At 67.0% G+C, this 24,284-nt stretch carries 20 protein-coding genes and 2 tRNA genes; 7 read left to right on the top strand and 15 right to left on the bottom strand.

What is annotated here, in order from left to right:
• Window positions 1–98 precede the first annotated feature (98 nt).
• The 5 genes from V7787_RS28065 to V7787_RS28085 all read right to left on the bottom strand — a co-directional run bounded on the left by V7787_RS28065 (window position 99) and on the right by V7787_RS28085 (window position 4,104).
• Window positions 99–1,478: an ATP-binding protein gene (locus tag V7787_RS28065; RefSeq protein WP_336090656.1), complete on the bottom strand. Its 1,380-nt coding sequence runs from the start codon at window positions 1,476–1,478 to the stop codon at window positions 99–101.
• On the bottom strand, window positions 1,475–2,161 hold the full coding sequence (locus V7787_RS28070) for a winged helix-turn-helix domain-containing protein (RefSeq protein ID WP_336090657.1): 687 nt from the start codon (window positions 2,159–2,161) through the stop codon (window positions 1,475–1,477). Before V7787_RS28070 ends, V7787_RS28065 begins: the two co-directional genes overlap by 4 nt.
• Before the next feature lie 318 nt (window positions 2,162–2,479).
• Window positions 2,480–2,564, bottom strand: a tRNA-Leu gene (locus tag V7787_RS28075).
• Window positions 2,565–2,723: 159 nt separating this feature from the next.
• Complete coding sequence (locus V7787_RS28080) at window positions 2,724–3,500, bottom strand: anti-sigma factor (protein WP_336090658.1); 777 nt, start codon at window positions 3,498–3,500, stop codon at window positions 2,724–2,726.
• A gap of 10 nt (window positions 3,501–3,510) precedes the next feature.
• Window positions 3,511–4,104 (bottom strand): sigma-70 family RNA polymerase sigma factor, encoded by a 594-nt coding sequence (locus V7787_RS28085; protein WP_336090659.1) that lies wholly within the window; start codon window positions 4,102–4,104, stop codon window positions 3,511–3,513.
• Between the two features lie 441 nt (window positions 4,105–4,545).
• Between V7787_RS28085 and rnk the strand changes: the two genes are divergently transcribed.
• Window positions 4,546–4,983 carry a nucleoside diphosphate kinase regulator gene (gene rnk / locus V7787_RS28090; protein ID WP_336090661.1) on the top strand — a complete coding sequence of 146 codons (438 nt, stop codon included), beginning with the start codon at window positions 4,546–4,548 and terminating at the stop codon, window positions 4,981–4,983.
• Window positions 4,984–5,386: 403 nt separating this feature from the next.
• On the opposite strand, the gene V7787_RS28095 is transcribed toward rnk, so the two are convergent.
• The 4 genes from V7787_RS28095 to V7787_RS28110 are packed head-to-tail and all read right to left on the bottom strand — an operon-like array spanning window position 5,387 to window position 11,878.
• On the bottom strand, window positions 5,387–6,802 hold the full coding sequence (locus V7787_RS28095; RefSeq protein ID WP_336090663.1) for a heavy metal sensor histidine kinase: 1,416 nt from the start codon (window positions 6,800–6,802) through the stop codon (window positions 5,387–5,389).
• A complete protein-coding gene (locus V7787_RS28100) occupies window positions 6,799–7,506 on the bottom strand; it encodes a heavy metal response regulator transcription factor (protein ID WP_336090665.1) in 708 nt (235 codons plus the stop codon). Before V7787_RS28100 ends, V7787_RS28095 begins: the two co-directional genes overlap by 4 nt.
• Window positions 7,507–7,553: 47 nt before the next feature.
• Window positions 7,554–10,682, bottom strand: a complete 3,129-nt coding sequence (locus V7787_RS28105; RefSeq protein ID WP_336090666.1) for a multidrug efflux RND transporter permease subunit — start codon at window positions 10,680–10,682, stop codon at window positions 7,554–7,556.
• Window positions 10,679–11,878: an efflux RND transporter periplasmic adaptor subunit gene (locus V7787_RS28110; protein ID WP_336090668.1), complete on the bottom strand. Its 1,200-nt coding sequence runs from the start codon at window positions 11,876–11,878 to the stop codon at window positions 10,679–10,681. The genes V7787_RS28105 and V7787_RS28110 overlap by 4 nt, the downstream gene beginning before the upstream one ends.
• Before the next feature lie 361 nt (window positions 11,879–12,239).
• On the opposite strand from V7787_RS28110, the gene V7787_RS28115 reads away from it, so the two are divergent.
• The 3 genes from V7787_RS28115 (at window position 12,240) to V7787_RS28125 (ending at window position 14,613) form a co-directional block, all read left to right on the top strand.
• Entirely contained in the window at window positions 12,240–12,788 is a 549-nt protein-coding gene (locus V7787_RS28115) for a hypothetical protein (protein WP_336090670.1), read from the top strand.
• Window positions 12,789–12,905: 117 nt separating this feature from the next.
• On the top strand, window positions 12,906–13,967 hold the full coding sequence (locus V7787_RS28120) for a C2 family cysteine protease (protein ID WP_336090672.1): 1,062 nt from the start codon (window positions 12,906–12,908) through the stop codon (window positions 13,965–13,967).
• Window positions 13,968–14,124: 157 nt separating this feature from the next.
• Window positions 14,125–14,613: a hypothetical protein gene (locus V7787_RS28125; protein WP_336090673.1), complete on the top strand. Its 489-nt coding sequence runs from the start codon at window positions 14,125–14,127 to the stop codon at window positions 14,611–14,613.
• A gap of 183 nt (window positions 14,614–14,796) precedes the next feature.
• Here V7787_RS28125 and V7787_RS28130 read toward each other — a convergent pair whose 3' ends face one another.
• Window positions 14,797–15,609: a glutaminyl-peptide cyclotransferase gene (locus V7787_RS28130; protein ID WP_336090675.1), complete on the bottom strand. Its 813-nt coding sequence runs from the start codon at window positions 15,607–15,609 to the stop codon at window positions 14,797–14,799.
• A gap of 132 nt (window positions 15,610–15,741) precedes the next feature.
• Between V7787_RS28130 and parC the strand changes: the two genes are divergently transcribed.
• On the top strand, window positions 15,742–17,985 hold the full coding sequence (parC, locus tag V7787_RS28135; protein WP_336090676.1) for a DNA topoisomerase IV subunit A: 2,244 nt from the start codon (window positions 15,742–15,744) through the stop codon (window positions 17,983–17,985).
• 686 nt (window positions 17,986–18,671) lie between these two features.
• Here the strand turns inward: parC and V7787_RS28140 are convergent.
• The 4 genes from V7787_RS28140 to V7787_RS28155 all read right to left on the bottom strand — a co-directional run bounded on the left by V7787_RS28140 (window position 18,672) and on the right by V7787_RS28155 (window position 22,630).
• Window positions 18,672–21,062, bottom strand: a complete 2,391-nt coding sequence (locus V7787_RS28140) for an excinuclease ABC subunit UvrA (RefSeq protein WP_336090678.1) — start codon at window positions 21,060–21,062, stop codon at window positions 18,672–18,674.
• A gap of 91 nt (window positions 21,063–21,153) precedes the next feature.
• Window positions 21,154–21,567, bottom strand: coding sequence for a VOC family protein (locus V7787_RS28145; RefSeq protein ID WP_336090679.1), 414 nt, complete (start codon window positions 21,565–21,567; stop codon window positions 21,154–21,156).
• Between the two features lie 35 nt (window positions 21,568–21,602).
• Entirely contained in the window at window positions 21,603–22,052 is a 450-nt protein-coding gene (locus V7787_RS28150) for a helix-turn-helix transcriptional regulator (protein ID WP_336090681.1), read from the bottom strand.
• Between the two features lie 149 nt (window positions 22,053–22,201).
• Complete coding sequence (locus tag V7787_RS28155; RefSeq protein WP_336090682.1) at window positions 22,202–22,630, bottom strand: hypothetical protein; 429 nt, start codon at window positions 22,628–22,630, stop codon at window positions 22,202–22,204.
• Window positions 22,631–23,028: 398 nt separating this feature from the next.
• Between V7787_RS28155 and V7787_RS28160 the strand changes: the two genes are divergently transcribed.
• Entirely contained in the window at window positions 23,029–23,199 is a 171-nt protein-coding gene (locus V7787_RS28160; protein WP_336090684.1) for a hypothetical protein, read from the top strand.
• 72 nt (window positions 23,200–23,271) lie between these two features.
• Here V7787_RS28160 and V7787_RS28165 read toward each other — a convergent pair whose 3' ends face one another.
• Entirely contained in the window at window positions 23,272–23,757 is a 486-nt protein-coding gene (locus tag V7787_RS28165) for a hypothetical protein (RefSeq protein ID WP_336090685.1), read from the bottom strand.
• 416 nt (window positions 23,758–24,173) lie between these two features.
• Between V7787_RS28165 and V7787_RS28170 the strand changes: the two genes are divergently transcribed.
• Window positions 24,174–24,250: transfer RNA gene (locus V7787_RS28170), tRNA-Arg, on the top strand.
• Window positions 24,251–24,284 lie beyond the last annotated feature (34 nt).

Here is a 24,284-nt window from a genome sequence, read left to right on the forward strand (position 1 = left end):
CGAGGAACGAGCGCATCGGCGGTCGGCGCGGTTGGCCGCACCCTGCCGATAACGCATGAGAATCGAATCGGTTGACCGCCGCGTCGCGGCGGTCGCGCTCAGCCGAGCGGAAGTTCGATGCGGAAGCAGGCCCCGCCCAGGGCCGAATCGGTGACGCCGGCGCTGCCGCCGTGTTTTTCCGCGACCACCCGCACCAGGGCCAGTCCCAGGCCGAACCCTTCCGGATGTTTCTGCAGCTGAGTGAACGGCTGGAACACGTGCTCGCGCTCGGCCTCGGGTACGCCGCCGCCGTCGTCGTCCACGCGCAGCACGTGACGCTCGCCTTCCAGGGCGATGCTCACCGCCACCTGGCTGCGCGCGTGGCGCAAGGCGTTGGCGATCAGATTGCGCAGGGCCAGATCCAGGGCCTCGCGATTGGCCAGCACGGTGTCGACCGCGCTGCAGCCGAAACTCAAAAGGATCGGCCGATCGGGTTCGAAGCCGTCGGCCAGATCGGCGAACAGCGCGGCCACCGCGATCGGCGCGCGCTCGATCCCGACCATCCGCCCGATCCGCGCATACGCCACGCTGTGCGCGGCCAGATGTTCCAGTCGCTGGATATCGCTCTCCAGACCATCGCGCAATTGCGCGCGCTCGCCCTCCTCGGCCGAGCCCAGCATTTCCAGACCGAAGCGCATCCGCGCCAACGGCGTGCGGATCTCGTGCGCGACCGCCTGGGCCAGGATGCGCTGGCTTTCCAGCACCTGCTGCACTTGCCCGGCCATCTGGTTGAGCGCGTTGCCCAGCGGATTGACCAATTGCGTGGTGACCTCCGGCGCGCGTGCGTCCAGCTCGCCCGCGGTCAGCGCCTCGGCGGTATCGCGCAGCTTGCGCAGATCGCGCCAGAACCGGTAGACCAGGAAATACAGCGGCAAGGCGATGGCGATGAAGTACATCGCCACGATCACGATCGTGTCGAGCAGATCCAGATCGCGCCAGGGCACGCCCTGCACGGTGACATCGTCGAAATCGCCCAGCGCCACCGCCAGATCGGTGCCGGGCAGGCGCCGATAGGTATGCGCTTCGTCCTCGCTTTCCATCACCAGCTCGCCGCGCTGCAGGCGGCGCCACTCGGCGTCGGTCAGGCCCTCGCGCAGCGAGGCCATCGGCAGCAGGTCCAGCGGGTAGGCGAAATGCCCGCGCAGTTCGCGGGTCAGCTCGGGCCACTCATCGCGCGGCGCGCTCAGGTAGCGTTGCTCGATCAGCGCGTGGGTGCCGCGCATCTGCGCTTCGTAGTATTGGCGGCTGTTCTCGGAGGTGATGTACAGCCAGGCGGAGATGCCGCCGACGATGACCACCGCGTAGATCAGCACCACGATCAGGTAATAGCGCACGAACAGGCCGAAGTGGCCGGGCCGTTTCGAATAACCGGGCTTGGACCACGGCCATCGCGTTTTCAAGCGTTGCGCGAAGCCGGCGCGCGAACCGGGCGCGCTCACTCCCAGGCCGCCCGGTTGAACAAATAGCCTTTGCCGCGCACGGTCTTGATCCGCTCGGGTTCTTCGGCCAGATCGCCGAGCTTGCGGCGCAGGCGCGAGATGCGCGCGTCGATCGATCGGTCCAGGCCGTCGAAGTTGATCCCGCGCAGGCTCTGCAGCAGATCGTCGCGGCTGAGAATTTGGCCGGCGCGGTCGGCCAGCAGCATCAGCAGGTCGAACTCGGCGGTGGTCAGATCGATGCGCCGCTCGCGCAAGGTCGCCTCGCGGGTGTCGCGGTCGATCCGCAGTTGCCCGAAACGCAGTGCGTTGCCGCATTGGCGCGCACTGTCGCGGCGCAGATGCGCGCGCAGCCGCGCCAGCAGCACCCGCGGCTCGATCGGCTTGCCGATGTAATCGTCCGCGCCCAGTTCCAGGCCCAGCACCTGGTCGATGTCGTCGGTGCGCGCGGTCAGCATGCAGATCACCCCGCCGTAGCGCGAACGCACGCTGCGGCAGATTTCGAACCCGTCCTGGCCCGGCAGCGACAGATCCAGCAGCACCACCGCCGGGGCGTGTTCGAGAATCGCGCCGACCGCCTGCGCGCCGTCGGCCTCCACCGCCACCGAATACCCGTGTTTGCCCAGATAGTTGGCGACCAGCGTGCCCAGGCGTTCGTCGTCTTCGATGAGCAGGATGTCGGTCATGGGGCAAGGCAAGGGCGAAAACACGCGGGCGCGATGCCCGGACGCAATGCGCGCATCGCGGACGCGATGCAGCGGGCCCGGGCGGTGCCGGGCGCGAAAGCGGTCAAGTATTGCCCGGCGGCCCAAAGAATGAGGCTTGGCGGCGGCGCGCGCTTCAGCTGGAAGTCGGAGATCGTGCGGCCGCGGTTAAGTTTCCGCCGCGGGCCTGTGCGGGCGGCGCGGGCCGGATGCGCGCGCGGCAAGAAACCCGGGCAATAAAAAAACCCCGCGTTAGCGAGGTTTTTTTAAGGATCGTCGCCGTGGCGAAGACCTATGTAGTGGTGCCCAGGAGAGGACTCGAACCTCCACGGTTTTACCCGCTAGTACCTGAAACTAGTGCGTCTACCAATTCCGCCACCTGGGCCAATCGCTGCGGTTTCGATGAACCGTCGCCGCTGCGAGGACGCGTATGTTGCGTTGCGGCGCCGCCGCTGTCAACGGTTGCGTGACAACTATTTTCATCCGCCTGCGTCGGCAAGCCCTGCCCCGCTGCCGCCGCGGCGCCGGGCGGCGCGGCGGCGGATCACAGCGAGATGCCGCCCTTGGCGATGATCGGCCCGGTCGGAGCGCCGTGCGGGGCGCCGCCCGGCGGTTCCAGGGTGATCGCCAGGGTCGCACCGGCGGCGAGCTTGCCGAGCGCGTCGGCCGGAATTCCGACCGAATCGGCCCATTCGGTGGAAATCAGGCCGAGCGAACGCGGCGCTTCGCCCTTGGGAATCAGCCACAGCTCGGCGACCCGGCCCTGGGTGTCCTGCGGCGCCGGCACCGGCATCATCATGACCTTGCCGTGGTTCTGATCGACCGAGGCCAGCCAGCCGGTGGAACCGTCGTCGCGCGCCAACTGGGTGACCGGATAGGTCGGCTGGTGATCGACCTGGGTCGGCTGCGGCTGCACCGGCGGCTGTTGCACGACCGGGGGCGCGACCGGCGCCGGCTCCGGCGCGCGGCCGAACAGGAACGCAGCCACCGCCAGGGTCGCGGCCAGGGCGGTGGCCCCGCGCCAGAACCCAAGGTGATTCCATAGCCCGCGCGGCGCGGCGCCCTGCACCGGCGACCAGCCCAGGCGCGTGCGCAGACGCGGCCACAGATGCGCGGGCACCGCGACCGGGTCGATCTCGGCGATCAATTCGCCCAGCCGCCGCTCCCAGTCGGCGACCAAGCGCGCGAACGCCGGCTCGGTCTCCGCGCGCACTTCCGCCAGCCGGCGTTCGCGCCGGTCCAGCACCCCCAGCACGTACTCGCCCGCCTGCACATCGGCACTGGGCGGTTCGCCGTCGATATCGTGTTCGCGAATGTTCATCGGGTCCGCCTCACCGTTCCAGGCACGCGCGCAGTTGGATCAAGCCGCGGCGGATCCAGCTCTTGACGCTGCCCAGCGGCGAGCCGGTGCGCTGGGCCAGTTCTTCGTACGTAGAGCCGTCGAAGAACGCGGTGCGGATCAGGCTGCGCCTGCGCGCGTCGAGTTCGTCCAGGCATTGGCGCAGCCGCGCGTGCTCATCGGCGCTTTCCACTTGCGCCGAGGGCGTCGGCGCCAGGTCGGCGATGTCCTCGATCGCATCCAGCGGCGCGCGCTTGAGCGTGGGCAATGCGCGCAGGCGGTCGATCGCCTTGTTGCGCGCGATCATCGCAAGCCAGGTGATGGCGCTGGCGCGGCTGGCGTCGAATTGGCCGGCCTTGCGCCAGACGATGGCGTAGACCTCCTGCAACACGTCCTCGGCTTCCGCGCGCTCGGGCAGCAGGCGCAGGCAGACGCCGAACAAGCGCGCCGAGGTTTCGCGATACAGCCGCTCGAACGCGGCGGTGTCGCCGCGGCCGACCGCGCTGAGCAGGTCGCCGGTCGGATCGGCCGACTGCGAATAGCCCGACGACGTTGCCGCGCCTTCCCTGGGATGCGCCTCGCTCATGTACGCCTCGTTGGTGCGCGCCGCGCCGGCGCGTATGTGCAGGGATTCTAGCCGTGCTCCGAACCGATTCGGCAAACCCGCGCAAACCGGGTGGCCGAAGCGTGAGTCACGGCGCGGTTGCGGGCCTGGACTCGACACCGAGCGTTGCTGCTCCTGGTCCGCCGCGGCCCAGCGCCGATCGTTCGCCGGGCCCGCGGGCGCGAGACGGCTGGGGAGAGCGAAAGCGGAGAGAGGCAAGACAAAGCGCATCTGCGGTCGGCGTCGCGGCCGCGGTCCGGCCCACGCGTACTGATACGCGGGCGAGGCGGCGATGGATGCGCGGCCAGGCGCAGGCGACCCGCCGGCTTGATGCCGTCGCCAGCGCGGGCTAAGGTCGCCGGACATCCTGAATCGCGGGCGGCGCGGGCAACGCGTCGCCCGCTCTTGCTTTGGAGCTTCGCAATGAACGACCGCAACCTGCCCCACCTGTCCGGCCTGCCGCCCGCGCTGATCGTTTCGCGCCTGGATTGCGAGCGGCTAGAAGCGCTGTTGGACACCCCGCTCGCCGCCGCGACCGATCACCGCGGCCTGCGCCGCGAACTCGACCGCGCCGAGATTGTGGAACCGGCGCAGATGCCGGCCGATGTCATCACCATGAACTCGGTGATCCGCTTCGTCGACGAAAGCAGCGGCGAAGAACGCCAGGCCGCGCTGGTGTACCCGCGCGACGCCGACGGCAGCGCCGAACGGATTTCGATCCTGGCGCCGATCGGCACCGCCCTGCTCGGCTTGCGCGTGGGCGCGAGCATCGATTGGCCGCTGCCGGGCGGGCGCAGCGCAAGGTTGCGGGTGTTGGCGTTGGGGTATCAGCCTGAGGCTGCGGGCGATTTGCATCGCTGACGGGCGGCGGGGCGCGGTTGTTCGCGCCCGCCAAACATCGCGTCGAAACCCGCATTTCACCGTCATTCCGGCGAAAGCCGGAACCTACACCCCCGTCATTCCGGTGGTAGCCGGAACCTACACCCCTCGTCATTCCGGTGGTAGCCGGAACCTACACCCCTCGTCATTCCGGTGATAGCCGGAACCTACACCCCGTCATTCCGGCGAAAGCCGGAATCCATTTTGACGTTGCTGTTGCTGTTGCTGTTGCGACTCACGGTTAGAGCAAAATCCGGAGCAACGGCAAGATCAAAATGGATTCCGGCTTTCGCCGGAATGACGGGAGTGTGGGTTCCCGCTTTCGCCGGAATGACGGTGTTAAGGGGTCGCCGATACAACGCTTATCCGCACAGCATCATCGCGCTCACACCGCCGCGTTGCGCCCCGGCGCCAAATCGAACCCCACCGTAGTCGTACCGGCATCGCTATTGGCGAACACCTTGCCGCCATGCAGCGCCGCGATCGCCTTGACGATCGAAAGCCCCAGGCCATGGTGGCGTTCGCCGCGATGTTCGCGCGCCGCGTCCACCCGATAGAAACGGTCGAAAATCCGCGCCAGATGCTCGGCATCGACGCTGCTGCCCTGGTTGCGCACCGCCACGCTGACCGGGTTGCCGCAGTCGCCGCCCGCCTCGCCGGTTTCGCGCAACTCCACCACGATCTCCGATCCCGGCGTGGCGTATTGCACCGCGTTGTGCAGCAGGTTGGTCATCGCGCGCCGGAACAGCGAGGTGTCGATCCAGGCGTCGGCGGCACCGTCGATGCGCAGGCGCATGCCCGCCTCTTCCAGCAGGTACTCCAGGAACTCGCCGGTCTTGGCCACTTCCTGCGCCAACGGCACGCAGACCCGGTCCAGGGCGATATCGCCCTGGTCGGCGCGCGACAGGAACAGCATGTCGTTGACGATGCCGCGCATGCGCTCAAGCTCTTCCAGATTCGACTGCAGCACGTCCTCCAGCTGCGCCGCCTCGCGCGGCCGCGACAACGCGACCTGTGTTTGTCCCATCAGATTGGTCAGCGGCGTGCGCAGTTCATGGGCGACGTCGGCATTGAACGCGTCCAGCCGCACATACGCCGCTTCCAGGCGATCCAGCGCGCCATTGAACGAATCGGTAAGCCGGCCCAGTTCCGGCGGCAAGTCGGCCGGCTGCAGACGCTGGGAAAGGTTGCTCGGGCTCAGCGTGCCCGCCTGCCCGGACAAGCGCTGCAACGGACGCAGGCCGACCCGCGCGATCCAGTGCCCGAGCAAAGCGACCAGGGCCGTTCCCACCACGCCAAGCGCGAACAGCGCCAACGCGAACGAACGCAACGCCGCGGCGTAAGGCTGCGAATCGATACCGATCCACAACCGCACCGGCGGCCGTTCGCCGCGCGCGGGAATCCATTCTTCCAAGGTTCGATACGGCGCGTTGCTGTCGCTCAACCAGAGCCGGCCCATGCCGCGGTCACGCTTGCGCGGCGTCTCGATCTTGGGCGTGTGCGCGCCGATGCGGAAACCGGCGTCGTCGCTCCAGGCCCAGATCTTGGTGCTGCGGTCGCTGGAGGTCAGGTTCTCGACCTTGTCCTGGACCTTGTACCAACGCTCGCGCAAATCGCACATCGCCACGCTGCCGGCGACGTAACGCAGCTTGGTTTCCAGCTCCGCGCGCTGATAGCGCACGATCTGGGTTTCCAGCACCTTGTACAACGTGGTGCCGACCAGGGCGAACACCAGCAACGCGGCGATCGCGAACATCGCCGCCAGGCGCTGGGCGATGGACAACTCGCGCAATCGCTTCATGCGGCCCCCTGGTCGGGCGAATCGAAATCCTCGTCCTCGCGCGCTTCCAGCACATAGCCCATGCCGCGCACGGTGTGCAGCAGCTTGTTCTGGAACGGGCCGTCGATCTTGGCGCGCAGGCGCTTGATCGCGACCTCGACCACGTTGGTGTGGCTGTCGAAATTGATGTCCCAGACCTGCGCGGCAATCACCGTCTTGGACAGGATCTGGCCGCGCCGCTGGGCCAGCAACGCCAGCAGCGCGAACTCCTTGCCGGTCAGGTCCAAGCGATTGCCGTCGCGGAACGCGCGACGCGCGATCAGGTTGATCAACAAATCGCCGATCTGCAGTTCGGTCGGTTCCTGTTGCCGGCCGCGCCGCACCAGCGCCTGCAACCGCGCCAGCAGTTCGATGAAGGAGAACGGTTTGACCAGATAATCGTCGGCGCCCGCGCCCAGGCCGTGGACGCGGTCGTCGACGCGGTCGCGCGCGGTCAGCATGATCACCGGCGTCTGCTTGCGCGCGCGCAACTCGCGCAACACGCTGAAACCGTTCATGCCCGGCAGCATCACGTCCAGCACGATCACGTCGTAATCGAACTCGCGCGCCAGATGCAGGCCGGTCAGCCCTTCGCGCGCGACGTCGACCGCCCAGCCCTGTTCGGCCAGGCCATCGCGCAGATAGTCGGCGGTCTTGACTTCGTCCTCGACGATCAACAGTTTCATTGCGGGTTACGGGTCATCGCGGTGGCGGGTCTGACGGCATCCTACCTCTATGCCCCGCCGACGGCGGCATCGAGCGGGACCTCGCGGGCCGGGGCGCCCTCGCCCGCCGCGGCCTCGCGGCGGCGCTTGAGGAACATCCGGTCCAGGGCAAGGTAGATCACCGGCGTGCTGTACAGGGTCAGCAACTGGCTGATCAGCAAGCCGCCGACCACCGCCACGCCCAGCGGCTGGCGCAGCTCCGAGCCGGTGCCCAGGCCCAGCATCAGCGGGATCGCGCCGAGCAAGGCGGCGATGGTGGTCATCATGATCGGCCGGAACCGGGTCAGGCAGGCTTCGTGGATCGCCTCCAGCGGCCCCAGCCCGCGGTTGCGCTGGGCGTCGAGGGCGAAGTCGACCAGCAGGATGCCGTTCTTCTTGACGATGCCGATCAGCAGCACCAGTCCGATCAGCGCCATAATCGAGAAATCCAGCTTCCACAGCATCAGCATCAACACCGCGCCGATGCCGGCCGAGGGCAAGGTCGACAGGATCGTCAGCGGGTGCACGAAGCTCTCGTACAGCACGCCGAGGATGATGTAGACCGCCAGCAGCGCTGCGAAGATCAGCAGCGGCTGGGTCGCCAACGAATCCTGGAACGCCTGCGCCGAGCCCTGGAAACTGCCGCTGACGCCGGCCGGCATGCCGATCTCGGCCTGGGCGCGTTCGACCGCGTCGACCGCATCGCCCAGGGCCACGCCCGGGGCTAGATTGAAGGAGATGTTCACCGCCGGCGACAAGCCGTTATGGCTGATCGACAACGGGCCGTTGGCCGGCGGCTCGACCCGCGCCACCGCCGACAGCGGCACCATCTGCCCGGTCAGCGGCGAGCGCAGATGGAAGTAGCTCAGACTGTCGATGCTGCCGCGCATGCGCGGGTCGATTTCCAGAATCACCTTGTACTGGTTGGTCTGGGTCTGGAATTCGTTGATCTGGCGTTGGCCGTAAGCGTCGTACAGCACCTGGTCGATGTCCTGCGCGCTGAAGCCGAAACGCGCCGCGGCGGTGCGGTCGATCGCCAGACGCACCACGCTGGCGCCGATCTGCTGATCGTTGGAGACATCGCGCAGTTGCGGCAGCCCCGCCAGTTTCTGGGTCAGCCGGTCGGCCCACACCGACAGCTCGGCGCTGTCGGCATCGCGCAGCGCGTACAGGTACTGGGTGCGCGAGGGGCCGGCGCCGATGTTGATATCCTGGGCCGAACGCAGATAGATCGAAATCCCCGGCACTTGCGACAGCTTGCCGCGCATGCGGTCGATGAACTGCTCGGCCGACACGTCGCGGTCGCCGCGGTCCTTGAGCACGAACCAGAAGCGTCCGTTGGACATGGTCGAGCTGCCGGCGGTGGCGCCGACCGAATGGCCGTAGGCCTGGATCGCCGGATCGGATTCGGCGATCTTCGCCAGCTGTTTGTGCTTGGCCATCATTTCGTCGAACGACACGTCCTGCGCGGCCTCGGTGGTGCCGAACACGAACGCGGTGTCCTGCAACGGGAAGAAGCCCTTGGGGATATAGACGTAGGCGCCGATCGCGATCGCCAGGGTCACGCCGAACCCGGCCAGCATCAGCCGCTGGTGCGAGAGCGCCCAGCGCAGGCTGCGGTCGTAGCCGCGCAACAGCCTGCCGGGCTCGCCGGCGCCGTGGCTGGGCGCCGAGCGCATGAAGCGCGAGGCCAGCATCGGCGCCAGGGTCAGCGAGGCGACGATCGAAATCAGGATCGCCACGGTCACGGTCAGGGCGAACTCGGCGAACAAACGCCCGACCACGCCGCCCATGAACAACAGCGGGATGAACGCGGCGATCAGCGACAGGCCGATGGTGACCACGGTGAAGCCGATCTCGCTGGAGCCTTGCAAAGCCGCCTGCAGCATCGGCATGCCGGCTTCGCGGTGGCGGTGGATGTTTTCCACCACCACGATCGCGTCGTCGACCACGAACCCGACCGCGATCACCAACGCCACCAAGGTCAGATTATTGAGACTGAATCCGAGCACGTACATCGCCGCGAACGTCGCCACCAGCGCCACCACCAGCACCGCGCCGACGATCAGCGTCGCCGACAGCTGGCGCAGGAACAGCCCCATCACCGCCACCACCAGCAACACCGTCAACACCAGGGTCAGCTCGACCTCGTGCAGCGAGGCGCGGATGGTGCGGGTGCGGTCGTTGAACACTTCCACGTTCACGCTGGCCGGCAGATTGGCGCGCAGCTTGGGCAGCGCGTCCAGCACCGCGTCGGTGGTCTTGATGATGTTCGCGCCGGGCTGGCGGAACACGATCAGCATCAGGCCGTCCTTGCCGTTGGGATAGGCGCGGATGTAGTCGTTCTCGGCGCCGAAGCGGATATGCGCGACTTCGCCCAGACGCACCGGCGCGCCGTTGCGGTAGGTCACCACCAGGCGCTGGTAGTCCTCGGGCTTGAACAGTTGGTCGTTGGTTTCCAGCGAGGACATCCGCTGCGCGCCGACCACCGCGCCCTTGGCCTGGTTGACGCTGGTGCCTTGCGCGGCGGTGCGCAGATCGGCCAGGGTCAAACCGACCGCGGCCAGCCGCTCGGGTTCGGCCTGGATGCGGATCGCCGGCCGCTGCTGGCCGGCGATGAAGATTTCCGAGACGCCGTCGATCTGGCTGATGTTGCGCGCGAGCACGGTCTCGGCCAGATCGCTGAGCTCGGTCAGCGGCATCAGGTCCGATTGCACGCTCAGCACCATGATCGGGCTGTCGGCGGGATTGACCTTGTTCCAGGTCGGCTGACTGGGCATGTCGCGCGGCAAGCGGCCGGAGACATTGTTGATCGCCGCCTGCACTTCCTGCGCGGCGGTGTCGATGCTCTTGTCGAGCACGAACTGCAAGGTGATCGAGGTGGTGCCCAGCGCGCTGGTGGAGGTCATCTCGCTGATCCCGGGCACCGAGGTCAGCTGGGTTTCCAGCGGCGTGGCCACCGCCGAGGCCATGGTCTCCGGGCTCGCGCCGGGCAGGCTGGCGTTGATGCGGATGGTCGGGAATTCGGCCTGCGGCAGCGGCGCCACCGGCAATTGCGGCAACGCGAACACGCCCAGCAGCAGCACCGCCGCGGTCAACAGCGTGGTCGCCACCGGATGGCGGACGAACCAGCTGGAAATCGAGACCCGCCCGCTCACGGCGCGGCCGCCACGCGCGCGCCGGCGCTGGCTGCGGGCGTGGCGGTCGCGCCCGCGGCGACCGGCGCCACGGTCATCCCGGGCTTGAGTCGCGATTGACCGTCGCGCACCACTTTGTCGCCGGCCTGCAAACCCTGCACTACCGCGATCTTGTCGTTCTGGTACTTCACCGTTACCGGCACCAACGCGACCTTGTCGCCCGCGTCCAACCGATAGACGAAATTCTGATCCAGCCCGCGCTGCACCGCTTCGGAGGCGACCACGATCGCGTCGGGGCTCAGGCCGGTGCGCACGCGCACGCTGACCAATTGCCCGGGCCACAGCTTGTCCTGGGCGTTGGCGAACACCGCGCGCACCCGCACCGTGCCGGTGGCGTCGTCGATCTGGTTGTCGATCACCCGCAGCTCGCCATCGGCCAGCACCGAGCCCGCGTCGCGGTCCAGCGCCTGCACCTCGACCTTGCCGCGGCCCTGCGCCTCGCGCAGCCGCGGCAGTTGATCCTGCGGCAAGGTGAACACCACCGAGATCGGATCGACCTGCTGCACCGTCACCAGGCCTTCGGGATCGGTGGTGCGCACCACATTGCCCGGATCGACCCGGCGCAAACCGATGCGCCCGTCGATCGGCGAGACGATGCGGGTGTAGGACAACTGCACCCGGGTGCCGTCGATCGCCGCCTGATTGGCTTTGGCGGTGGCCTGCAGCTGCTGCACCGAGGCGGTTTGCTGATCGAGCATCTGCCGCGCGATCAACTGGCCGCCGGACAACTGCCGGAAGCGGTTGAGATCGGACTGGGCCGAACGCAGTTGCGCGTCGTCGCGGGCCAACTGCGCCTGCGCGCCGTTGAGGCTGGCGGCGATGGCGCGGTCGTCGATCCGCGCCAGCAACTGGCCGCGCTTGACCGTCTGGCCTTCGCGGAACAGCACATCGGTCAGCACACCATCGACCTGCGTTCGCAACAACGCGCTTTGCAACGAAGTCACCGTGCCGATGGTTTCCTGCCAATGCGGCACGTCGCGACGTTCGACCACGGTCAGATTGACCGGCACCGGCGGCGGCGCTTTCGGCGGCGCCGCGCCGCGGCTGCGGAACGCGCCCAGGGCGAATCCGGCGCCGACGATGGCAAGCAGCGCGAGCGCGGCATAAGCGCTCTTGCGAGCGCGCGACGACACAGCGTGTGCGGTTTCAGGCGGCATGTCCGGCATCCGTGGCAGGGGGAAGAGGTGGCGGCGCCCTTGGAGAAAACGCCGCCGATGGTCCACGAGGGGAGGACGCGGACCATGCGGCGACTCTAGGCCTGGGCCGCCTACGCCACGCTGTCGGTTGGCTGACAAATTCGTCAGCTGATGTCATATCGATGAGGATGACTTCCGGCAGGGGCGCGCGCCGCGGTGCGCGGCGGTGTCCGCGACGAAGAACCTCGTCTCGACGATTGCCGTTGCGGAAAAAAACGGCTGCGTTTTACTTCGGCGGCTTTTGGTTAAGATTCGCGCGAGCACGAACTCGGCAGCGGCTCGGCTGCCATTTCGATTGGGAATTCCACCACTACCGCGCGCAATGACCCAACCGCCCTCGCCCCCGCCGTGCAAAAGCTGGCAAGTCGACGCGATCCTGGTCGTCGATCCGGTATTTCATCCAGACGGGCACTTGCAAGCCTGGGCGATGCCGCCGGACACCACCTGGCGCGATCTGGCGCCGCTGCTGAGCGAACGCTACGACCGCATCGCCTTCAGCTCGTATCCGAAAGGCGCCTTCGACGGCGGCGGCATCATGCGCACCCTGGAACTCGACAGCTTCCAGCAAGCGCCGGAAACCGAGATCGGCGGCCAGTACTACGACCTGTGCGTGTGCGAGTTTTCCGCTTACACCGCTTACTTGCTCGGGCAGACCCGGTTCAACCACTGGCAATCGGACGACCCGGATTTGCGCTCGGACGATCTGTGCCTGCTCAAGGACGGCCGGATCGAACTGCTGGCCCAGCCCTGGCGTTCGATGCTGCGGTTCTTCGCGGTCGAACACGATCTGCTGCAGCGGGTCGAGGCCGCCAACCCGCGCTTCAAGGGATCGATGTTCGTGATCGAGAACGGGCGCTTCCGCGGCATCTGAAGCCGACGCAACCCGCGTCCGATTCTGGCCTTGGCCCGCAACCCGAACGTGCAGGTTTGACTTGTCGAACCTCGCCTGGATAGCATTTGCGCGAGCGCGTTCACAAGGAAAGACGCCATGAGCCCGAAGCCCACCTATACCGCCGAGAATCTGTATTCCGGCAGCGGCAAGACGGATTTGCCGCACGGCTACGACATCCGCCAGGACAATTTCCAGGACTGCTATTACATCGCCGTCCTGGGCGCGACCGCCGACCGCCAGCCGGATCGGATCAAGGACGCCATCCGCTACGACGCCGCCAAGGGCTCGTTCTTCGTCAGTCTGTACGAGGAGAAGGACGGCAAGCCGAGCAAGCGCGAGATCGAAGTCACCCAGGCCGACATCAAGGAAAACATCGCCCTGGGCGGCGGCGGCACCGCCGACAACACCGGCAAGAACACCCCGATCTGGCCGTCGGTGATGGAAGCGGCGTTCGCCAAGACCCGCGACAGCAATCCGGCCGACGGTTTGGCCGAGGGCTACAACGCCATCGGTGGCGGCTGGTCGCGCCAGGCGATGTACGCGCTGACCGGCGAGAAAGGCACCGACATCGGTTTGGCCGAAGCCAACACGCTCGGCAGCGACAAGGTGTTCGAGCGGGTCCGCGACGCGATCGGCGAAGGCCGCGCGGTAACGTTGTCCACCGATCCGGAGCCCGGCGCCAAGCAGGACGGGTTGAACGACAACCACGTCTACATGGTCAACCGCATCTACAAGGACGATGCCGGCAAGGTGATGGTGGAACTGCGCAATCCCTATGCCCGCAACGATTACGTCGGCGAGGGCCTGGACAAAAAGTCTGCGACCGTCGACGTCAAGCTCGACGATCTGCTCAGCACCGGCGGTTTCGAGGAAATCAACATCGGCCCCGCGCGCGCCGCCGGCAAGACCAAGGCCGCGACCGAATCGGGCAAGACCGGCAGCGCCAACTTCGACAAGCTGCTCGACAACCTGTCCGATCCGGCCAAGACCGGCGAGATGCTGCGCAAATTCGCCCAGTCGCCGGAGGCCGAAAGCTTCCGCCGCGACGGCAAGGAACAGTTCCAGCAGCGCGAGACGCAGGAGCGCAATGCCGCCGCGCCGGCGCAGCAGGAGCCCGCTCCCGCGCAGGAGCCGCCGGTGCGGGCGCGCGGGATGTGAGCCGGTGAGCGCTGTACAAGACATGCCGGAACTTGAGTTTCCGGCCTCGAACATCGCACGCCGCGGCGGACCGTCGGGCGTAGCGAAACCCCTAATGCAGTTGTTGGTGCTGGCAAGCCTGGGCCTCGCCGGCTGCGCCGCCACCCAGGAGTCTTCCATGAGCACCTCGCCACAGACCGCGGCCGCCGAGGCCTCCCTGATCGGACGCATCGACGCCTTGCGCGCCGCGCAACCCGCCGGCGATGCCGCGGCCGGCCAGGGCGCCGAACTGGCGAGTTGGCTCAAGCGCTATCTGAAGGACGAGTACGACGTGGTCGCCACCCGCTTGTTCGTGGTGCGCGGCCAGGACTTCCATTGGGGCACGCTGACCAGCTTCGTCGGCAACTCGGTCGAGCAGCCGCTGCAAGCCTGCCTCGACACCCCGGCCTGGCACGGCCCGGGACGCGATCTGGTGCAGCTGTGGCGCATACCCGGCCAGCCTTACAAGCGCATCGCCGTGGCGACCTTGAACGATGAGCGGGCCAAGGCGGGCGATCGCGTGGTCGGTTACTTCGAGTTGGAACGCCTGCCGAACTTGCGCGATGCCGCGGCGTTGCAAGCCGAAACGCAGCCGTGCCCGGCGACAACGGGCGGCGCGAACCGCTGAGTCGAACGCGCACGAAGCGCAGGCGCCGCGGTCCGGGCTAACGCGGGCTTGGCGCTCGCGCTCGCAATCGTTGAAAAGACCGCCTTACCTGGGCCGATAAGAGCAGAGTCGAAATGGATTCCGGCTTTCGCCGGAATGACGGCATCCAGGTTGCGCGGCTTGGTTTGCAAGTCGCGCGGTTTGTCAGCGCTTCTTGGCCGGCGCCACCAGTTGGATTTCGAACAGATCCGGCCACAGCTTGCCGGTCACGAACAAGCGATCGCTCTTGGCGTCGTAGGCGATGCCGTTGAGCACGTCGGCGTCGCGGCTGGAGCGGCCGTGCTTCTGCAGCAGGCCGCTCAGGTCGATCCAGCCCAGCACGTTGCCGGTCTTGGGATCGATCCGGGCGATCCGGTCGGTCTGCCAGATGTTGGCGTACAACTCGCCCTTGACCCATTCCAGCTCGTTGAGCTGATCCACCGCCCGGCCCTGATCGCTGACCCGGATGCGTGAGCGCTCCTTCAACGTGGCCGGATCGAGCAGGCGGATCTGCGCGCTGCCGTCGCTCATGTAGACGGTGTCGGCCGAATGGGTCAGGCCCCAGCCCTCGCCCTCGTAGCGGAAGGTGTCGGCCAGATCGAAACCGGGCAGATTCAGCACGAAGCCGGCGCCGTTGGTCCAGGTCAGCACCAGCAACTGCTGGCCGCGCAAGGTCATGCCCTCGCCGAACACCTCCTGCGGCAGGTCCAGCTTGTGCAACACCCGGCCGGTCTTGAGCTCGACCTTGCGCACCGAGGAGCGGCCGTTCAGGCCGGTGCTCTCGTACAGGAAGCCGTCCTTGTAGATCAGCCCCTGGGTGAAGGCCTGCGGATCGTGCGGGTAGGTGGCCACGACCCGGTAGGAGTACGTCGGCGCGTGGCTGCGCGCCGCCGCGGGCTGCTGCGAGCAGGCCGCGGCCAGCGCCACGCTCAGGGTCGCGACCGCCGCCGGCCGCATCAACAAGGGACTGATCGCCATGAAACCTCCCGGGTACCGACCGCCGAGGATACGCCAAAGCCTTGTCCTGCCTGCATCCACGGCCCGTCGCACCCTGTGAAACGCGTCCCCGGGTAGAATCCCGGGCTCAGCCCCACCCTGCCCCAAGGTTCCATGACTGATTCCGTACGTCCGGTGTTCCACGGCTTCGAACAGATCCCCCTGCGCGAGTACGCCGAGCGCGCCTACCTCGATTACTCGATGTATGTGGTCCTGGACCGCGCCCTGCCCTTCCTCGGCGACGGCCTCAAGCCGGTGCAGCGCCGCATCATCTACGCGATGAGCGAGCTCGGCCTCAACGCCGCCGCCAAGCCGAAGAAATCCGCCCGCACCGTGGGCGATGTGATCGGCAAGTTCCACCCGCACGGCGACAGCGCCTGCTACGAAGCGATGGTGCTGATGGCCCAGCCGTTCTCGTACCGCTATCCGCTGGTCGAGGGCCAGGGCAACTTCGGTTCCAGCGACGATCCCAAATCGTTCGCGGCGATGCGCTACACCGAATCCAAGCTGACCCCGATCGCCGAGGTGCTGCTGGGCGAACTCGCCCACGGCACGGTCGACTGGACGCCCAACTTCGACGGCACCCTGGAAGAGCCGACCTGGATGCCGGCGCGGCTGCCGCACCTGCTGCTCAACGGCACCACCGGCATCGCCGTGGGCATGGCCACCGACGTGCCGCCGCACAACCTCAACGAGATCGTCAGCGCCTGCGTGCGCCTGCTCGACGATCCCGACGCCACCACCCGCGACCTGTGCGAGCACGTGCTGGGGCCGGACTACCCGACCACCGCCGAGATCATCACCTCGCGCAGCGACCTGCTGCAGATGTACGAGACCGGCCTGGGCAGCGTGCGCGCCCGCGCCATCTTCGAGAAGGACGGCGCCAACATCGTGGTCACCGCGCTGCCGTACCAGGCCTCGCCGGGCAAGGTGATCGAACAGATCGCCACCCAGATGCGGGCCAAGAAGCTGCCGTGGCTGGAAGACATCCGCGACGAGTCCGACCACGCCAATCCGACCCGGATCGTGCTGGTGCCGCGCTCCAACCGGGTCGACATCGACCAGCTCATGGGCCATTTGTTCGCCACCACGGACATGGAGAAGAGCTACCGGGTCAACCTCAACATCATCGGCCTGGACGGCCGTCCGCAGGTCAAGGGTCTGAAGACCCTGCTCAGCGAATGGCTGACCTTCCGCACCGACACCGTCACCCGCCGCCTGACCCACCGCCTGGACAAGGTCGAGCGCCGCCTGCACCTGTTGCAGGGCTTGTTGATCGCCTTCCTCAACCTGGATGAGGTGATCCGGATCATCCGCACCGAGGATGAGCCGCGCGCGGTGTTGATGAAGCGCTTCGCCCTGAGCGAGGAGCAGACCGACTACATCATGGAAACCCGGCTGCGCCAGCTCGCGCGCCTGGAAGAAATGAAGATCCGCGGCGAGCAGGAGGAACTGGAGAAAGAACGCGACAACCTGATCGCCATCCTCGGCAGCAAGGCCAAGCTGAAGAAGCTGATCAAGGACGAACTGCTGGCCGACGCCAAGAAGTTCGGCGACGCGCGCCGTTCGCCGCTGGTCTCGCGCACCGCCGCGCAGGCGCTGTCGGAGACCGAACTGGTCGCCAGCGAGCCGATGACCGTGGTCATCAGCGAAAAGGGCTGGGTCCGCGCGGCCAAGGGTCACGAGATCGACGCGGCCACCTTGAGCTATCGCGACGGCGACGGCTTGCTCGGCGCCGCACGCGGGCGCAGCACCCAGCAGGTCGCGTTCCTGGACTCGACCGGGCGTTCGTATTCGACGCTGATTCACAGCCTGCCGTCGGCGCGAGGCAACGGCGAGCCGTTGACCGGGCGGTTCGCGCCTGCCGCGGGCGCTTCGTTCCAGGCGCTGGTGGCTGGCGACAACGACATGCGCTTCGTTCTGGCCAGTTCTCATGGCTATGGCTTCGTCACTCGCTTCGAAAACCTCACCGGCCGCAACAAGGCCGGCAAGGCGATGCTGTCGCTGACGCCGAACGCGAAGGTGCTGCAGCCCGCGCAAGTGGGCGACGTCGAGCAGGATCGGGTGGTGGCGGTGACCAACGTCGGTCATCTGCTTGCGTTCCCGGTGTCGGAATTGCCCGAGCTGGATAAGGGCAAGGGCAACAAGATCATCGACATTCCCAAGGCCAAGCTCGGCACCGAGCGGGTGGTGGCGGTGGCGGTGGTGGCGCCGGGGGCTACGCTCAGCATCCGCTCGGGTGCGCGGACGATGAGTTTGTCGTTCAAGGAGTTGGAGCCGTATCTGGGCGCTCGCGCTACGCGTGGTGGGTTGTTGCCGCGTGGGTGGCAGAAGGTGGAAGGGTTGGCGGTGGAGTGAGGCGCTTCGCGCTGGCTTGATTGTTGGTAGAGACGCCCTGCATTGCGGGGCGTTTCTTTTTGGGGGCATGGCGTTAAGAGCAAATCCCCCCTGCCCCCCTTTTTCAAAGGGGGGAACTGCACGAGTGGGTGGTGTGGCACCGCGCCCTCTGGGAATTCGCCCCCTTTGAAAAAGGGGGCTGGCGCCTGCGTTGCCCGCTTCAGGTAGATGCCGCTGCGCCGGGGGATTTGCCGCGGACGCCTTCGCAAAGAAGCGCCCTGGATTGCGGGGCGTTTCTTTGGGGCGTGGCGCTAAGAGCAAATCCCCCCTGCCCCCCTTTTTCAAAGGGGGGGACTGCACGGGTGGGTGGTGTGGCACCGCGCCCTTTGGGAATTCGCCCCCTTTGAAAAAGGGGGCTGGCGCCTGCGTTGCCCGCTTCAGGCAGATGCCGCTGCGCCGGGGGATTTGCTGCGGGCGCCTTCGCAAAGAAACGCCCTGCATTGCGGGGCGTTTCTTTTTGAGGGATGGCGTTAAGAGCAAATCCCCCCTGCCCCCCTTTTTCAAAGGGGGGAACAGCACGGGCGTAGGGTGAGGACACCGCCCTCGAAAATTCGCCCCCTTTGAAAAAGGGGGCTGGCGCCTGCGTTGCCTGTTCCAGAAAGATGCCGCTGCGCCGGGGGATTTGCTCCACCCGCCACGCAACCCACTCAACCCCCGACGTAAGCCGCCAAATGCTTCCCCGTCAACGTAGACCGCGCCTTCACCAACTGCGCCGGCGTCCCCTCGAACACCACCTTGCCGCCATCGTGCCCCGCGCCCGGCCCCAGATCGATGATCCAATCCGCATGCGCCATCACCGCCTGATGGTGCTCGACCACGATCACCGACTTGCCGGCGTCGACCAATCGATCCAGCAACCCCAACAACTGCTCCACATCGGCCAGATGCAAGCCCGCGGTCGGCTCATCGAGCACGTAAACGCCGCCCTTCTCCGCCATATGCGTGGCCAGCTTGAGCCGCTGCCGCTCGCCGCCCGACAGCGTCGTCAACGGCTGCCCCAAACTCAGATAGCCCAGCCCCACATCGGCCAGCCGCTGCAAAATCGCATGCGCCGCCGGCAATTGCGCCTTGCCTGAGGCGAAGAACGTCTCCGCCTCGGCCACCGACATCGCCAGCACCTGGCTGATGTCCTTGCCGCCGAACTTGTATTTCAACACCTCGGCCTGAAAGCGCTTGCCCTCGCACTCCTCGCACACGCTGGCCACGCCGGCCATCATCGCCAGATCGGTGTAGATCACCCCGGCGCCGTTGCAGGTCGGGCACGCGCCTTCGGAGTTGGCGCTGAACAACGCCGGCTTGACGTCGTTGGCCTTGGCGAAGGCCTTGCGGATGGGTTCGAGCAGATCGGTGTAGGTCGCCGGGTTGCTGCGCCGCGAGCCGCGGATCGCGCCCTGATCGACCGAAACCACGCCCGCGCCGGCCGGAATCGAGCCGTGCACCAACGAGCTCTTGCCCGAACCGGCGACGCCGGTCACCACCACCAACACCCCCAACGGAATGTCGACATCGACCTTGCGCAGATTGTGGGTGCTGGCGCCGCGGATCTTCAGCGCGCCGGTGGCCGCGCGGGTCTTCTTCTTGAGTTGGGCGCGGTCGTCGAGATGACGCCCGGTCAGCGTCGCGCTGGCGCGCAGGCCCTCGACGCTGCCTTCGAAACACACCGTGCCGCCGCCGCTGCCCGCGCCCGGGCCCAGATCGACCACGTGATCGGCGATCGCGATCGCCTCGGGCTTGTGCTCCACCACCAGCACCGTGTTGCCCTTGTCGCGCAGACGCAGCAGCAACTCGTTCATGCGCTGGATATCGTGCGGATGCAGGCCGATGGTCGGTTCGTCGAACACATAGGTCACATCCGTCAGCGAGGAACCCAACTGGCGGATCATCTTGGTCCGCTGCGCCTCGCCGCCCGACAAGGTGCCCGACGGCCGTTCCAGCGACAGATAGCCCAGGCCGATTTCGACGAAGGAATCCAGGGTGTGGCCGAGCTTTTCCAGCAACGGCGCCAACGCCGGCTCCTTGAGCCCGCGCACCCACGCGGCCAGGTCGCTGATCTGCATGGCACACGCGTCGGCGATGTTGATGCCCTTGATCTTCGACGAACGCGCCGCTTCGCTGAGCCGGGTGCCCTTGCACTCCGGGCACACGCTGAAGGTCACCGCCCGCTCGACGAACGCGCGGATGTGCGGCTGCATCGCGTCGACGTCCTTGGCCAGGAACGATTTCTGCACCTGCGGGATCAGGCCGGTGTAGGTCAGGTTGATGCCGTCGACCTTGATCTTGGTCGGTTCTTTGTAAAGCAGGTCGTGCAGTTCTTTCTTGCTGAACTTGCGGATCGGCTTGTCCGGATCGAAAAAGCCGCAGCCGTTGAAAATGCGCCCGTACCAGCCTTCCATGCTGAAACCGGGAATGGTCAGCGCGCCCTGATTGAGCGACTTGCTGTCGTCGTAGAACGCGCTCAGATCGAAATCGGACACCGAACCGCGGCCTTCGCAGCGCTGGCACATGCCGCCGGTGCGGGTGAAGGTCTCGCGCACGGTCTTGGTCTTGGCGCCGCGTTCGACCGTGATCGCGCCGGCCGCCTTGACCGAGGCGACGTTGAAGGCGAACGCGCTCGGCGGGCCGATATGCGGTTTGCCGAGCCGGCTGAACACGATCCGCAGCATCGCATTGGCGTCGGTCGCGGTGCCGACGGTGGAACGCGGGTCGCCGCCCATGCGTTCCTGGTCGACGATGATCGCGGTGGTCAACCCGTCCAGCACGTCCACGTCCGGCCGCGCCATCGAGGGCATGAAGCCTTGCACGAAGGCGCTGTAGGTCTCATTGATCAGCCGCTGCGATTCGGCGGCGATGGTGCCGAACACCAGCGAGCTCTTGCCCGAACCGGACACGCCGGTGAACACGGTCAAGCGCCGCTTGGGCAACTCGACGCTGACGTCCTTGAGGTTGTTGACCCGCGCGCCCTGCACGCGGATCAGGTCGTGACGGTCGGCGGGGCTCTGCCCGGGCGACTGCGGTTGGGTCCTCTTGGACTTGCTCATCGTCTCTCCAGCGCTGCGATGTGGTGGGTGGTGGCGCGAACGCAGCGGGGCGGGCGCGACGCCGCGCCCGTCCCGCTGCGCGAACGGCGGATCAGGCCCGTTGTTGCAGACGGATCAAATTGCCGGCCGGATCGCGCACCGCGCAATCGCGCACGCCGTAGGGCTGATCGGTCGGTTCCTGCACGACTTCGGCGCCGCGCGCCTGCAACTGGTCGAAACTGCCGTCGACGTCGGCGGTGGACAGCACGATGATGCCGTAGGTGCCCTTGGCCATCATCTCGGCGATGGTGCGCTGCTCGTCTTCGGTGATGCCCGGGCTGGCCTTGGGCGGATACAGCACGATGGACGGCGCGGCGGGCTGGCCGGCGGGTCCGACCGTGATCCAGCGCATGCCGCCGTAAGCGACGTCGTTGCGCACCTCGAATCCGAGAATGTCGCGGTAGAAGCCCAGCGACGCCTCGGCGTTGTCGTGCGGGAGGAAGCTGGCGTGAATGGCGATGTCCATGGCGATCGGTCCTGTTGAGTGGCGGTTGAGGGCGCTCAGTCTATGGGCGCCTCGCTGGCGGCCGCTTCTCGATTCCTGATCGGTCTGGAAATTTGTTTGGCCACGCACGACGGGATCCCCGCCGTCGCCTGCGCGGCCTGGCGTTGGTACACGCTCGGCGGCATGCCCACCAGTTCGGCGAAGCGGGTGCTGAAGGTGCCCAGCGATGAGCAGCCGACCGCGAAACACACCTCGGTCACGCTCAGCTGGCCGACCCGCAGCAAGGCCATCGCCCGCTCGATCCGCCGGGTCATCAGATACGAATACGGCGATTCGCCGAACGCGAGCTTGAACTGTCGGCTCAGATGCCCGGCCGACATGCCTGCGCCGCTGGCCAAGGCCTCCACATCCAGCGGCTGTGCGTACTCGCGGTCGATCCGGTCGCGGACGCGGCGAAGCCGCGCGAGATCGCGCAGATGCGTGTCCACGACGGGGCGGTTGGTCATCCGCGCGATCCTGCCATCGCGCCGGACAAGGCTCAAGCCCGGGCCGCGAAAATTCGCGCGCCCAACCGCGCGTGTATACGAAAAAACACAGCCCGGCGCCGAGCGCGCGCTGGCACTCGACCCCGGGCCGCGATGCCGGCCCCTGTCGATCAGGGATTTTTCGGCTCATACAGCGAGTTCTTGTCCAGAGTGATCGATGCGCACTCGGGCAAGCCGCCGCCGGGCATGGTCACCAGCGGATCGTATCGGAAGTACAGCAGCGAACCGGAGTCGATCGCCTTGATCACCTCCAGCAAGTGCGGCGCCGTGGTCCCGCACTGCGCATACTGGCCTTGCGCGTTGGCGGCCTCGCAACGGCCGGAGATCGTGGTGGAGCCGGCCGAGGTGGCGAGCTGGCAGCCGATTCTCTGCTTGGAGTCGGCGCTGTTGCGCGCGCCCGGCAACGATCCGCTGACCGAATAGGAACCGGCGGAATTGAGGATCGAAACCTCGCTGGGTACTTTCTGACCCGCCGGCGCATCGACCGAAATACATGCGATGCCGGCGACCATCAACGCTGCGACGTAAGCCAATTTCATATGCTGTCCTTAGGTGGGTTCGCTTCCTGTACCGCGAGCGATCGCGGCGTTCGACCGGGCTTCGAACAGGCGCCGTGCCCGATCGACACGCCCCGCGCCCCTGTCCGCTCCGGCCGATCTATTGTGCGCAGACTTCGTCGCACAGCTCGCGAACCAGGCAGGCTCTGCGCTCGAATATCCATCGCTCGCACGCGATGAAGCGAACCTGCGACTCACCGGGCACCGCCGCAACGACGCTTCGCCGAGCGCTGGCATCGGCCTTGCCGACTCTGCCCGAACGCTGTCGTTGAACCGGTCAGTTCCATTTGCGCCCACCAGCGCAAACGCCGCCGGGAGTAGCCTTCGCTCACGCCCTCAAGGCGCCGCGCGAATCGCGCACGACACCAACGGAGATGGATATGAATCGCGAACAAGCCGAACAAGTCGCAGCCCATCTGGCTGCGGGGATGCTGGCCAGCGGCCAGTACGCCATGACCGACGACACCGGCAACGATGCCGAATTCGTCGCTTCGCTCTACAACGCCATCGTCGACAAGCTGGCGGCGCCGCGCGCGGGCGGCGGCGGTTGAGCGCGCGCTGATCCGGGCGCGCGCGGCGCGAAGGGCTTCGATCCGAAGCCCTTCGGCCGGCAGTTCGGACGTTTAGTACGACGCGCCGGCCGGCCTCGGCCGGCGTTCGAACATCGGCACGGTCGCACCCTTCGCTTCGCTGCCGTCGGTTTTCCAGACCAGGGTTTCGGCCGGAAACTCTTCCTTGCGCGTCATCGCATCGACCTTGCCGGCGATCAGCTTGGCCGCGCCCTCCACTTCGGGATTCCAGGCGTAGACGCCGGCCGCGCCGTACCACACCGCGGGCGTAGCCGCGTCCAGACGGCGATCGGGACACATCGTGTAGTGGCGCTGCGCCAATACCCGCAGCGCGCCGACCGGTACCGCGCGCACGCCCGGCGTGGTGCGCTCTTTGGAATGGCCGGGACACACGCGCGCAGATTCGGCCAGGGCCGACTCGTAGACTTGCGCGTCGCTTTGCGCGTAGGCGCTGGGCGCCAGCAAGGCGATAGCCAATACGGCGGCGCGCTTGAGCCAGCGCGCGCAAGCGGGGACGACTCGGGTTCGATCGGATTGCATGCACTGCTCCTTGGTTCGATGCCTGGTTCGACGCAACGGCGGATCGGATTCCTGGAACCGTCGGGCCGCGATCGCGCTGCAAAGCGCCATGCAACGGGCCGGTTGCGTCGCGCGCAGCATAGCCAGCGCCGGCGCGCGGCTTGTGAGCGAATCGTTACGGGTAACGCCGCGCTCATTGCCTGCTCACCCGATCGCCACGGACACGCGAAACCGCAGCGCCAGCCGCGGCCCAAAGCGTTCGTGCGCGGTGGATTCGCCCCATCCGCGCACAAACGCAGCCCCCGGCCCCTGACTTCGGACACGCGGCCACGGGTACAATGGGCGGATGTCAGGCCCTGCCGGCCGCGCGGGAGCGCAAGCCCACCCAAACCCGCCAGCCGCCCAGAAAGAACCTGTAAGCCATTGATTTAAAACACGGCCCCGTAGCTCAGCTGGATAGAGCATCCCCCTCCTAAGGGGAAGGTCACACGTTCGAATCGTGTCGGGGTCGCCACACCCGTGCAATGCGCGTCCCGCGCGTTGCCGCC

This window comes from Pseudomonas sp. CGJS7 (genome assembly GCF_036961695.1).

Excerpts from the sequence above, each read along its gene's own strand:
- parC (WP_336090676.1), top strand. The coding sequence starts at position 15,742 with ATGACTGATTCCGTACGTCCGGTGTTCCACGGCTTCGAACAGATCCCC.
- V7787_RS28150 (WP_336090681.1), bottom strand. The coding sequence starts at position 22,052 with ATGACCAACCGCCCCGTCGTGGACACGCATCTGCGCGATCTCGCGCGG.
- V7787_RS28110 (WP_336090668.1), bottom strand. The coding sequence starts at position 11,878 with ATGCCGCCTGAAACCGCACACGCTGTGTCGTCGCGCGCTCGCAAGAGC.
- V7787_RS28100 (WP_336090665.1), bottom strand. The coding sequence starts at position 7,506 with ATGAAACTGTTGATCGTCGAGGACGAAGTCAAGACCGCCGACTATCTG.
- V7787_RS28140 (WP_336090678.1), bottom strand. The coding sequence starts at position 21,062 with ATGAGCAAGTCCAAGAGGACCCAACCGCAGTCGCCCGGGCAGAGCCCC.
- V7787_RS28160 (WP_336090684.1), top strand. The coding sequence starts at position 23,029 with ATGAATCGCGAACAAGCCGAACAAGTCGCAGCCCATCTGGCTGCGGGG.
- V7787_RS28165 (WP_336090685.1), bottom strand. The coding sequence starts at position 23,757 with ATGCAATCCGATCGAACCCGAGTCGTCCCCGCTTGCGCGCGCTGGCTC.
- V7787_RS28155 (WP_336090682.1), bottom strand. The coding sequence starts at position 22,630 with ATGAAATTGGCTTACGTCGCAGCGTTGATGGTCGCCGGCATCGCATGT.
- V7787_RS28070 (WP_336090657.1), bottom strand. The coding sequence starts at position 2,161 with ATGACCGACATCCTGCTCATCGAAGACGACGAACGCCTGGGCACGCTG.
- V7787_RS28080 (WP_336090658.1), bottom strand. The coding sequence starts at position 3,500 with ATGAACATTCGCGAACACGATATCGACGGCGAACCGCCCAGTGCCGAT.
- V7787_RS28125 (WP_336090673.1), top strand. The coding sequence starts at position 14,125 with ATGAGCACCTCGCCACAGACCGCGGCCGCCGAGGCCTCCCTGATCGGA.
- V7787_RS28145 (WP_336090679.1), bottom strand. The coding sequence starts at position 21,567 with ATGGACATCGCCATTCACGCCAGCTTCCTCCCGCACGACAACGCCGAG.
- V7787_RS28120 (WP_336090672.1), top strand. The coding sequence starts at position 12,906 with ATGAGCCCGAAGCCCACCTATACCGCCGAGAATCTGTATTCCGGCAGC.
- V7787_RS28115 (WP_336090670.1), top strand. The coding sequence starts at position 12,240 with ATGACCCAACCGCCCTCGCCCCCGCCGTGCAAAAGCTGGCAAGTCGAC.
- rnk (WP_336090661.1), top strand. The coding sequence starts at position 4,546 with ATGAACGACCGCAACCTGCCCCACCTGTCCGGCCTGCCGCCCGCGCTG.
- V7787_RS28095 (WP_336090663.1), bottom strand. The coding sequence starts at position 6,802 with ATGAAGCGATTGCGCGAGTTGTCCATCGCCCAGCGCCTGGCGGCGATG.
- V7787_RS28130 (WP_336090675.1), bottom strand. The coding sequence starts at position 15,609 with ATGGCGATCAGTCCCTTGTTGATGCGGCCGGCGGCGGTCGCGACCCTG.
- V7787_RS28085 (WP_336090659.1), bottom strand. The coding sequence starts at position 4,104 with ATGAGCGAGGCGCATCCCAGGGAAGGCGCGGCAACGTCGTCGGGCTAT.